Here is a 9512-nt window from a genome sequence, read left to right as displayed (position 1 = left end):
TCGCCTATTATGACAACCATCGTCCGCATTCACGCCTTGCAGGGAAAACCCCAGGCGAGGCATATGGGCAAATCGGCGCTTCAAATCCTGGGGGGGGCATGCCCTCCAGGATTTGATCACCCAAATGGCGGCATCAACAACAACCAGGATGAGCTTAACTTAACCGCCAACCTGTCAAAGAAGGCGAGGCCACCTCAGTTCTATAAAGAGGTCCGTCCAATTATCCATCGTCTGGGATGAGCAATAAAGCTAGCATTATCAATAGATTCGTCGCCGATCTTGAAAGCGGCGGAGGTGGCGTGTGGGTCTAGGTTGTCGTTTTAGGCACTGTCGGCATTGGTGCGCAGCGTCGGAGACTAACGTTCCAACCGACCAACCACCACCAATCGCTTCATGCTGAAGCCCGTGAACCCGGAACCTGTCTTTGCAAATGGACCGGTTGCATCAGGCTCGACCTGACGCGACAAACCAGGAACGGAATACTCCTTTAGACGATTGCCCAAAATGATGAGGCCCGCCGCGCGCGTTTAATGCTGTGGCCTGATAGCCAGTCATGATGTCGTGAAAACCCGCTTCCTGCATCAAGCTGCCATAGTCGGCCGACAGGGCGCCCCGCCAGTTGGGCTCATTATTATATTGCGCTTCCAGTTCGTCCGATAATTCCGACCAGAGATCGTTGCTGCTGTGAAGCAGCGGCACTTCCAGATGAACGGCTATGCCGCCAGGCCGCAACAGTCGCCGGCTTTCCGCAAGAATGGCCTGAACCGCCTGGGGTGAGGTTTCGTGCAGCAGCGCGCAGCTGTAGACGATATCGAAGGATGCCGGCTCAAAGGTCGTAGTTTCGGCACTTTGCTGCGAAAAATGGACGCGCGCGCCCAGATTTTCGGCGCGCGCATGCGCATAGCGCAACATGGAGGCGCCCACGTCGATCGCGGTGACTTCCGCATCCGGGAAGCACATCGCTGCCGGGACGGCGCTGGTGCCGACGCCGCACCCCATGTCGAGAATGCGGAGAGGCTGGATATCGGGCATGCGGGTGAGAACATGCGCCAGCGCCGTCTGGCCGCGCAGGTCGTTGAGCATCCCGCCGTTGCGACCCAGCATGTATACGGCGCCACCACGATCCATCACCGCGCCTTGCAACAACGAACCATCGTCGAGCCCATAGCCGCCCGGCATGAGATGCACGTCGGCCATCGCGATATAGTCCGGCACGGCGAAGTCGGGGTCGATCGTGACGCTGCCCCGTGGATCGGAAATGTCCGCCAACGCCGCCAGCCGGTCGGCCTGCCGCTCCACGCTGTCGCCGACCGCCGACCACAGCATCCGCTGCGATTCCCGCTTCATTGCCAGCCAAGCGCCAAAGCTGGCGCGCCCCTCCATCTTTCTGCGGACCGAGCCGACGGCGTCGTTGGTCGTCCGCGGATCGAGGGCGGCGGCCTCCGCCAGCGCGATTTGTTTCTGTTTGGGTTCCAGTTGCCCCATCACATAGAGTTTGAGGTCGCGCACGAAAAGCTGTTCGGTCAACTCGTCATGGCTGGGCTGGGCGATTAGATCGTGCGTCAGGCGCGGACTGGCTTCGTTGAAGGCGTTCATCATACCACTCCCTGTCCTGCCGATAGTTCCGCTGCCGCCGCTTCGTGCAAGGGACGAAAAACCTTGCGCAACAGCCGGTTGCGATCCTGCTCGCGCTGCTGCTGCGCCGATGCGTCCGGCACATAGGCTTCGATCGCCGCTGCACCGATCACGCCATTGTTGACGAGCAATCTTTCGCATGTGTCGAGGCGTGCGCGTACCATGGCGATTTCGGACGTCAGTGCAGTCACCATAGCGAGCAACTGCTCGTCAAATGGCGCGATCCCCTCGATCGGGTCCAGCCTCTTGGGTGTCCGCGGCATTATACTCGTCATCGCGCGCGCTCCTGATTTATACCGTGCACACTGTGCGCTCGCGTAGGACCGGCCGTTATCCTTCGTCGCCATCTATCCAACTGGCGGACAATCATCTCGCCGGGCTGGCTGACAATCGGCCCATCGCGCCTTTTTGGCAAAGACGCGCGGCCATGCCGCATAGGAAGGGATGACCGTCAGCCATGATCGATCGAGCCTATCTGCCCAGTCGCTACGGGCTGCTTCATTACCGGATCGTTCGTCCGGCCGTGCCGGGCGACCTGCCGCCGTTGCTGTGCATGCACCAGACGCCCGGCAATGGTGGCGACTGGGCGCCGGTCATGCCGGCCCTGGGTAAGCGGCGTATCGTGATAGCCGTGGATACGCCCGGCTATGGCATGAGCGATCCGCCGCCCGCACCCGTGACGATCGAGGATTTTGCCGAGGTCATGGCCGCCTTCCTGAGCGACCTGGCCAAGGCGGGGATTGTGGGCGAAGGCCCGGTCGACCTGCTCGGCTATCATACCGGATCGTTGATCGCGACGCAGCTGGCCTGCGCTTTTCCCGACCTGATCCGGCGCGTGGCGATGTTCGGGCTGGCGGCCTATCCTCCGGACATGCGGGCAACGAAGCTGGCGCGGTTGCGGGAGCATTTTCCCGTACCACAGCGCAATCTTGACCATGTTGAAAAGCTGTGGGCGATCATGCTGGAACTGTCCGACCCGCGCATGAGCGCAGAGCAGATGCACGTCGCGATGGCGGAATGCCTGCGGCTCGGCACGCGGATGCCCTGGGCCTATGAAGCGGTCTATCGCTATGATTTCCTGGAGGCGATGACCCGCGTGGTTCAGCCTGCGCTGATCCTCAACCCGCAGGACGATCTGTGGGATGTCACGCGCGACACGTCGGATGGCTTCCCGCAGGGGCGGCGGCATGACATGCCAGGCGTGCGCCATGGCGTGTTGTCGATCGAGCATGATCAGGTCGTTCGCGAGCTGGAAGTCTTCTTCGGCTGACCCCCAGGAGCAGAGCCGCGCCCTATCCGACTGTCGACCAGACAGGCGGAATGCCCCTCAATCGATAGCGCATTCGATAGCCTTGATCGTCACTGCTACAGTAACCCCAGATTCAGGGGATGGCAGCGTTGGTCACCCGTGCGATAGAAGAGGTAAGACATGCTTAACACGTTTCAGCAGGCTAACCACGCCGCCCTGCCGGAAGCCGACGCAGCCGAGTTGTCGCGTCAGGAATTCGTCAAGAGCCTGAAACATTATGTGCAGCAGGGCATATTGCCCGGCCTTGGTCCCATCTATCGGACACGGGCGGCGGAGCGGTTCCAGAAGGAAACGGGCCGTGCACCCGCCGATCGGCACGACATCCGCAAGGCGATGGTGCCCGATGCTTATTTTCAGCATTATGCATCGGTCAATCGTATCAGCCAGGAATTGCTGTGGGACAGCGTGATCGACAGCATCGATCGCGAGGGCGAGGGGCTGATCGCGCGCGCGGAGCAGGCGGCGGCGAGTAACAAGGGCGAGTTGCGGATCGGCGAAGGCTTTGAGGTGCCCCGCTATGTTTCCGCGCTCGATATCCATTGCATGCCGGGTGGCTATGCGGGACGACCGGGGCAGGACGACCTGCGTTTGGGGGCGCTCTATGACCGGGGCGTGTTCCTTTATGCGATGGGTTATACCGGACCCGACAACGACGATATGGGCCGCTCCGTCTGCCTGTATATCAAGGCGAAGTTGGAGGGTTTCCAGCCGCGGCGCATCCTGGACCTGGGCTGCACGGTCGGTCATTCCACACTGCCCTACAAGGAATTGTTCCCTGACGCAGAAGTGTGGGGTGTCGATGTCGGCGGGCCGCAGGTACGCTATGGCCATGCCCGCGCGGGCGCCATGGGGCTGGACGTCAATTTCGCACAGATGAATGCGGAAAAGGTGGATTTCCCCGATGGCCATTTCGACCTGGTCGTTAGCCACATCCTGCTGCACGAAACGTCGGGCAAGGCGATGCCGCAGATTTTCCGCGAATGTCATCGTTTGCTGGCACCGGGTGGCTACATGATCCACGCGGATCTGCCCCCATTCGACCTGATGGACCCGTTCACCCAGTTCATTCTGGACAATGAAACCTATTATAACAACGAACCTTTCTGGGGCGCGATGCGCGAACTGGATCAGGTAAAGCTGGCAAAGGATGCAGGCTTCCCGGCCGACAGCATCCGTTTCGACACTGCCCCCATGGCGGTCATGATGTTCGCGCAGGCGGAAGCGGCCGGATACAGCCTGGACGCGGCCGACGCCGTGGCCGTGCGGGAGTTTACGGCTGGCGAATTCGCGCCGGGCGGTGGCTGGGAAGTGCTGATCGCGCAGAAGCAAGCCTGAAACAGGCATTACAGGGTAGAATAGGGCAGGTGCAATGACGACGCAGACGATCCCGCCGATGCTCCGCAGCGCCAAGGGCAAGCGGCCAAGCTTCTACGAAACCAAGGGTCTGGACCAGATGATGTCCATGATCATGGTACTGGCCGGCGAAGTGTCGGTACTGGCCGACCAGATCGACCTGATGCAGCGGGCCGCCGCCGACAAGGGCCTGGACCTTGCCGGCGCTATGCAGGCGGTGACGCTGGATCAGCCGGCGCTGGAGGAGCGGGAAGCGCGCCGGCAGGCGATGCTGGACCGGCTGTTCTATCTGATGCGCAAGGAAGCGGCGGAGGCATCGGCCGAAGAAACATCCGAAGGCTATAGCCGGACGATCGAAGAGATTGCGATCGGATGACGGAGACGATCGACGTGGCGGGATCGACGTTGGAGCGGCTGGCCGGGATTGTCGGCGCGGCCAACCTGCTGACCGGCGACGCACTGGCGCCCTATAATAGTGATGTGTTCCGTGCAGGTGCTGTGCCGGCTGCGATGGTGCGACCACAGAGTGTGGAGCAACTTCAGGCGCTCGTGGCGCTGGCGACCGGCGCGGGCATGGCGTTGACCGTGCGTGGTGGCGGTGCATCCTACACGGACGGCTATATCGCCCGTGACGAGGGGCAATTGCTGATCGACATGAGCGGCCTCAATCGCATCATAACCATCGATGCGGTAAACGGCCATGTCACCGTAGAGGCCGGCGTGACCTGGGCTGCGCTGCGTGAGGCGTTGGCCGCACAGGATTTGCGGACGCCCTTTTGGGGCCCATTTTCGGGGCTGCGCGCGACGGTGGGTGGCTCCATGTCGCAGCACACGATCAGCCATGGATCGGCGCTCTACGGCATCTCTGCGGACAGCGTGCTGTCGATGGATATCGTGACGGCGGACGGATCGCTGCTGCGGACCGGAACGGCGGCGGCGGGCGTCGCGCCCTTCATGCGCCATTTCGGGCCGGACCTGACCGGATTGTTTACCGGCGATTGCGGCGCATTGGGCGTCAAGGCGCGGATGACGCTGCCGGTCATCGCTCGACGGCCGACGCACAGGCCAATTTCCTTTGCCTTCCCGTCCTTCGACGCGATGCATGAATCGATGCGCCTGATCGCGCGCGAACGGATAGAGGATACGCATTTCGCGCTCGACGCAGCATTGTCGCAAGGGCAGATCGCGCGGCAGGATCGTGCTGGCGCGTCGATCGGCATGGCGCTTTCCATCCTGCGCAGCTCGCCGTCGATCGTTTCGGGATTGCAGCAGGTGGTGAAGGCCGGCCTGTCCGCCCGCCGCCAGATCAGTGCAGCAAAATATATGACGCACTATATCGTCGAAGGCTTCGACGATGCGGAAGTGCGCGCCCGTCTGCATCGCATTCGTGCGATCAACGAAGGTCTGGGCCGGGAAATTGCGGCCACGGTGCCGGCGGTCGTGCGGGCGATGCCCTTTGCCCCCTTCTATAATGTGCTGGGACCGGCGGGGGAGCGTTGGGTGCCGTTGCACGGCAACCTCCCACATTCCGCCGTGCCGGATTTCCATAAAGCCTATATGGCGTTCCTCCAATCCCGTGAGGCGGAGATGAAGGCGCTGGGTGTGTGGTGCGGCTCCATGTTCGGGGCGATCGGATCGGGCGGTTTCCTGTATGAGATCGCCATCTACTGGCCGGACGAGATCAGCGCCTATCATGAATCGGTCGTACCGGCGGACTATATGGCGTCGTTGCCGCGTCATGGTGACAATCCGGCGGCACGTGCGTGCGCAACGCAGCTGAAGGCTGATCTAGTCGATCTATTCGCTACCCATGGCGCGACCAATTTCCAGCTTGGGCGGGCCTATCCCTACGCCGACAGGCTGGAGCCAGCGCCTTTGGCGCTGGTAAAGGCGATCAAGGCGCAACTCGATCCCACAGGGTTGATCGCGCCCGGCAATCTGGGCCTTTGAAGGGAGAGGGCGCTTTCAGCCGCCCTCTCGACCCGTCCGTTCCTGTTCGGCCGGATCGGTTTCCACCAGGTTCATGAGTATGCCGTCGGGATCGCGGAGGCATGTTTCGCGCTGGGCGCGGTGGGGCATCCGAAAGACTTCCGGTTCAGGTGACCAACTGGCGCCGGCCGCACGCAACGCGGTCAGTGTCACATCCATGTCCAGCACATAGAAGACCAGCGCGACTTCCCCGATCCGCGCCGGGCCGCTTGCCGGCGGTATGATGTCGGGCATCAGGAATCGGTCGATCAGGAACAGGCCGATCATGCCGTAATTGGGACCGCCGCTCTTGACGATACGGACCGACAACGGGCCGTGATGCGCAAAGCCCAGGATGGTAGAGGCCGACGGATCGGTCAGAACGCCCTCATAATAGACGTCATTATATCCAAGCGCCGCATAAAAGGTCGTGGCGCGATCCAGATCGCGTACGAAGATCGTGCCACGGATCAGCGCCGAAACGGGCCGCAGGGGGGCGTCGTGCGGTTGTGTCATAGCTGTTCTTCCCATGTATCGAGTTCATACCAGGTGGAAATCATCGGCCAGCGCATGAACAGGAACAGATTATCCTGTTCCCGCACCCAAAGGTCGGCCGGAGGCCAGTCGTCCCGCCAGCGCAGCGCATAATGGCGGGCCGTAAAGGTGCCGGCGGTGACCGAGATATTTTCACGGCCAAGATAGGCGACGTGAATGTGCATCCGTTGCGCGCCCACGGCTTCATCGCCATTGGGCGAGATCGAATTGGTGACGGCCGCCACCGCGCGATATTGCCCCGGTGCATCGGTGCCGCGCTGCTCCACGATTAAGGCGTCGCCCTGTAATGGGTGGAGGCCGAGATACGGAAGTGGTGCTTCCAGCGGGAGATGTTGCTGCGGTAACAGCTGGCCATGCAGGCTTTGGTCCACATACACGCCATTTTGGGTGATGCGAAACCAGATGATGGAGTCGGTCCGCCCCGCGCGATCGATCCGGCAATAGCCGTCCTGCGGCGACCAGTCCGGCGCCATCGACAGGGTAACGTCGCGGATCAGTCGTGCGTCGTCCAGCAGGCATTGCGCTCGCAGGACATGGCCGCCGCGATGGGACGAAAGGTCGAAATATTCACGGCCAAGATATGCGCCGTCATCGCCTCGATAGGCGATTTCGCCGCGCAGACGGCGGTAAAGAATGGGATCAGCGCACATAGTCATCAATAGCGCAGGCTATCAGTATGGCGGGTAGGGGTGGCGCTATCCGCATCATTGTCCGTCTGGCGGGCAAAGGGTGGTTCAGGGTTCCGGCCTCACACCATCACTCGCACACTCAACGCGACATTTGCCGCGCATGGAAGGTTGATGGACATCGTTCGTTACAGAAGGCGATGTCGGTCGATCCCGTCCTCTCCCCCGTCCTTTCAGGCGCCGGAGGGCCGGGCATTCGCTGGAACATAGCACTGACATCCAACCACAAAGCCGGAGTCGCCCGATGGAATATGATTATGTCCCCCTGCCGCAACGCAATCCGCTCGTCTGGCCCAACGGCGCGCGCGTCGCGCTGATCCTGACCTTCAACCTGGAAACATGGGATCTGGTGAAGGATACGGACAAGCCCTATTATGCAGGCGGGCCGTCGATCCTGCCGGATATCCTGCCCGGCAATACGCCCGATTTCCCCAACTTTACCTGGCGCGAATATGGCCAGCGGGTGGGCCTGTGGCGCTTAATCGACCTGTTCGATGAGCTGGGCGTGAAGGCCAGCTGCACGACGAACGCCGTTACCTTTGAACGGCGCAAGGCGATGACCGACGCCGTGCTGGAACGCGGTTGGGAATTGCTGACGCATAATTGGGAACAGGGCGAATTGCTGACCAATTTTGCAGGCGATCCGGCCAAGGAGCGCGAAGTGGTGCTGCGTACGCTGGAGCAGTTCGAGAAATTCACCGGCCGCAAATCGAAGGGCTGGCTCTCCTCCTCTTTGCGCGGCACGCTTCAGACGGCGGACATTCTGGCCGAGCAGGGTTGCACATTCTACTGCGACATTATGAATGACGATCAGCCCTATCTGCTGCGCACCCCCAGCGGTCCGATCGTATCGGTACCTTATTCTAATGAAATCAACGATTTCACCTTCATCACGCGCAAAAATTACACGACCGATGAATATCGCGACGTGCTGATCGAGGAACTGGATGTTCTCTATGCCGAGGGCGCCAAGACTGGGCGGATCATGAATCTGGGCCTGCATCCGCATGTGTCGGGCCGCGCGCATCGCATCAGAGCGCTGCGGGAATTTATCGAACATGCCAAGTCGCTGCCCGGCGTGTGGTGGGCCACGCGTGAGGAGATTGCCGAATGGTATCTCCAGAATCACGAAGCACATATCCCCGGCCAGTTGGGATGATGGCAGGCGGGGCGGGGGCGTGGACCCCCGCCCGATCCCGCAATCAGGGATGCCGGTCAAGAAAGTCCGCGATGGCGCTGGCCCATGCGAACGGCGCCTGATCGCAAATGTCGATGCCGCCGCCCTCTATCTCGAACCAATGAAAATCCGGCCGCATGGCCTTTGCCGCGAGCGCCGATGGATGGGTCATGTCACCGCTGTTGGTCAGCAGCAGGGTCGGTTGGCTCAAGCGGCGTAAAGGCGTGTCGTGGTGATAGGTGAAGGCCGCATTATGGCCGTACCAGTAAGCGCCATGAGCATAGGCCTGCATCGCCTGGACGACATAGTCGCTGATCCGTTCGTGGCCGATGGTGCCAGCGGCCAGCATCTCGCGGATTTCTGCGATCTCGGTAAAATGGACGCCATGCGGGCGCGCGCGGAAGGCCTTTTCGCGATCGACCAACTGCTCAACACCGGCCTGCCGTTCGTCCTCTCCAATGATCATCGGGCCGGCCAGGATAAGTGCGTGGATCCGATCGACATAGGCAAGCGCGAGTTCGGTCGCGACGAGCGCGCCGGTATGGTGACCCGCGACCGCCGCCCGGCCGATGTTCAGGCTGTCCAGCACCGGCAGGACAGACCGGGCATAGTCGGCGATCGTGGGCGGACTGATCGGCGGGTCTGACATGCCGAAACCGGGCATGTCGATGGCGATCGGGCGAATACCCCTGGCCATCAAGGGGGCAAAGACATTGTCGAACTGCGCCGAACTCATGATTGCCTGATGCAGCAGGATCAGGGGCCGCCCGACTCCTGCATCCTGAAAATGCAGTTGCCCGAACGGTCCATCGGTATAGCCCCGACGCAT

The 9512-nt window shown here is 61.5% G+C and carries 11 protein-coding genes; 6 read left to right on the top strand and 5 right to left on the bottom strand.

Annotated features, from left to right (window positions below; translation table 11 throughout):
• A partial coding sequence (locus tag BMX92_RS27720) for a hypothetical protein (protein WP_218145805.1) occupies positions 1-240 on the top strand: 240 nt, incomplete at its 5' end.
• 204 nt (positions 241-444) lie between these two features.
• Here the strand turns inward: BMX92_RS27720 and BMX92_RS19010 are convergent.
• Entirely contained in the window at positions 445-1596 is a 1152-nt protein-coding gene (locus BMX92_RS19010; RefSeq protein ID WP_177185146.1) for a class I SAM-dependent methyltransferase, read from the bottom strand.
• Positions 1596-1910, bottom strand: coding sequence for a hypothetical protein (locus BMX92_RS27445; RefSeq protein ID WP_177185145.1), 315 nt, complete (start codon positions 1908-1910; stop codon positions 1596-1598). The genes BMX92_RS19010 and BMX92_RS27445 overlap by 1 nt, the downstream gene beginning before the upstream one ends.
• A 182-nt stretch (positions 1911-2092) precedes the next feature.
• Between BMX92_RS27445 and BMX92_RS19005 the strand changes: the two genes are divergently transcribed.
• From BMX92_RS19005 to BMX92_RS18990, 4 genes are all read left to right on the top strand, one after another.
• Complete coding sequence (locus BMX92_RS19005; RefSeq protein ID WP_093019404.1) at positions 2093-2905, top strand: alpha/beta fold hydrolase; 813 nt, start codon at positions 2093-2095, stop codon at positions 2903-2905.
• 159 nt (positions 2906-3064) lie between these two features.
• Positions 3065-4279: a class I SAM-dependent methyltransferase gene (locus BMX92_RS19000; RefSeq protein ID WP_093019402.1), complete on the top strand. Its 1215-nt coding sequence runs from the start codon at positions 3065-3067 to the stop codon at positions 4277-4279.
• 34 nt (positions 4280-4313) lie between these two features.
• Positions 4314-4673 carry a hypothetical protein gene (locus BMX92_RS18995; RefSeq protein ID WP_093019400.1) on the top strand — a complete coding sequence of 120 codons (360 nt, stop codon included), beginning with the start codon at positions 4314-4316 and terminating at the stop codon, positions 4671-4673.
• Entirely contained in the window at positions 4670-6247 is a 1578-nt protein-coding gene (locus BMX92_RS18990; RefSeq protein ID WP_093019398.1) for an FAD-binding oxidoreductase, read from the top strand. Before BMX92_RS18995 ends, BMX92_RS18990 begins: the two co-directional genes overlap by 4 nt.
• Positions 6248-6262: 15 nt before the next feature.
• On the opposite strand, the gene BMX92_RS18985 is transcribed toward BMX92_RS18990, so the two are convergent.
• Complete coding sequence (locus tag BMX92_RS18985; RefSeq protein ID WP_093019396.1) at positions 6263-6781, bottom strand: VOC family protein; 519 nt, start codon at positions 6779-6781, stop codon at positions 6263-6265.
• The gene (locus BMX92_RS18980) at positions 6778-7470 is read right to left on the bottom strand and encodes a hypothetical protein (RefSeq protein WP_093019394.1); all 693 of its coding nucleotides are present in this window, start codon (positions 7468-7470) and stop codon (positions 6778-6780) included. The genes BMX92_RS18985 and BMX92_RS18980 overlap by 4 nt, the downstream gene beginning before the upstream one ends.
• Positions 7471-7750: 280 nt before the next feature.
• Between BMX92_RS18980 and BMX92_RS18975 the strand changes: the two genes are divergently transcribed.
• Positions 7751-8665 (top strand): polysaccharide deacetylase, encoded by a 915-nt coding sequence (locus BMX92_RS18975; RefSeq protein WP_093019392.1) that lies wholly within the window; start codon positions 7751-7753, stop codon positions 8663-8665.
• Between the two features lie 43 nt (positions 8666-8708).
• Here BMX92_RS18975 and BMX92_RS18970 read toward each other — a convergent pair whose 3' ends face one another.
• Entirely contained in the window at positions 8709-9512 is an 804-nt protein-coding gene (locus BMX92_RS18970; RefSeq protein WP_093019390.1) for an alpha/beta fold hydrolase, read from the bottom strand.

Origin of the sequence: Sphingobium sp. YR768 (genome assembly GCF_900111125.1) — a bacterium.
Taxonomy (GTDB): Bacteria; Pseudomonadota; Alphaproteobacteria; order Sphingomonadales; family Sphingomonadaceae; genus Sphingobium.
Note: the sequence above shows the minus strand (reverse complement) of the source record. Positions and strands in the feature narration are given on the sequence as shown.

Coding starts and splice junctions, on each gene's coding strand:
- BMX92_RS19010 (WP_177185146.1), bottom strand. CDS start 1,596: ATGAACGCCTTCAACGAAGCCAGTCCGCGCCTGACGCACGATCTAATC.
- BMX92_RS27445 (WP_177185145.1), bottom strand. CDS start 1,910: ATGACGAGTATAATGCCGCGGACACCCAAGAGGCTGGACCCGATCGAG.
- BMX92_RS19005 (WP_093019404.1), top strand. CDS start 2,093: ATGATCGATCGAGCCTATCTGCCCAGTCGCTACGGGCTGCTTCATTAC.
- BMX92_RS19000 (WP_093019402.1), top strand. CDS start 3,065: ATGCTTAACACGTTTCAGCAGGCTAACCACGCCGCCCTGCCGGAAGCC.
- BMX92_RS18995 (WP_093019400.1), top strand. CDS start 4,314: ATGACGACGCAGACGATCCCGCCGATGCTCCGCAGCGCCAAGGGCAAG.
- BMX92_RS18990 (WP_093019398.1), top strand. CDS start 4,670: ATGACGGAGACGATCGACGTGGCGGGATCGACGTTGGAGCGGCTGGCC.
- BMX92_RS18985 (WP_093019396.1), bottom strand. CDS start 6,781: ATGACACAACCGCACGACGCCCCCCTGCGGCCCGTTTCGGCGCTGATC.
- BMX92_RS18980 (WP_093019394.1), bottom strand. CDS start 7,470: ATGTGCGCTGATCCCATTCTTTACCGCCGTCTGCGCGGCGAAATCGCC.
- BMX92_RS18975 (WP_093019392.1), top strand. CDS start 7,751: ATGGAATATGATTATGTCCCCCTGCCGCAACGCAATCCGCTCGTCTGG.
- BMX92_RS18970 (WP_093019390.1), bottom strand. CDS start 9,512: ATGCGTCGGGGCTATACCGATGGACCGTTCGGGCAACTGCATTTTCAG.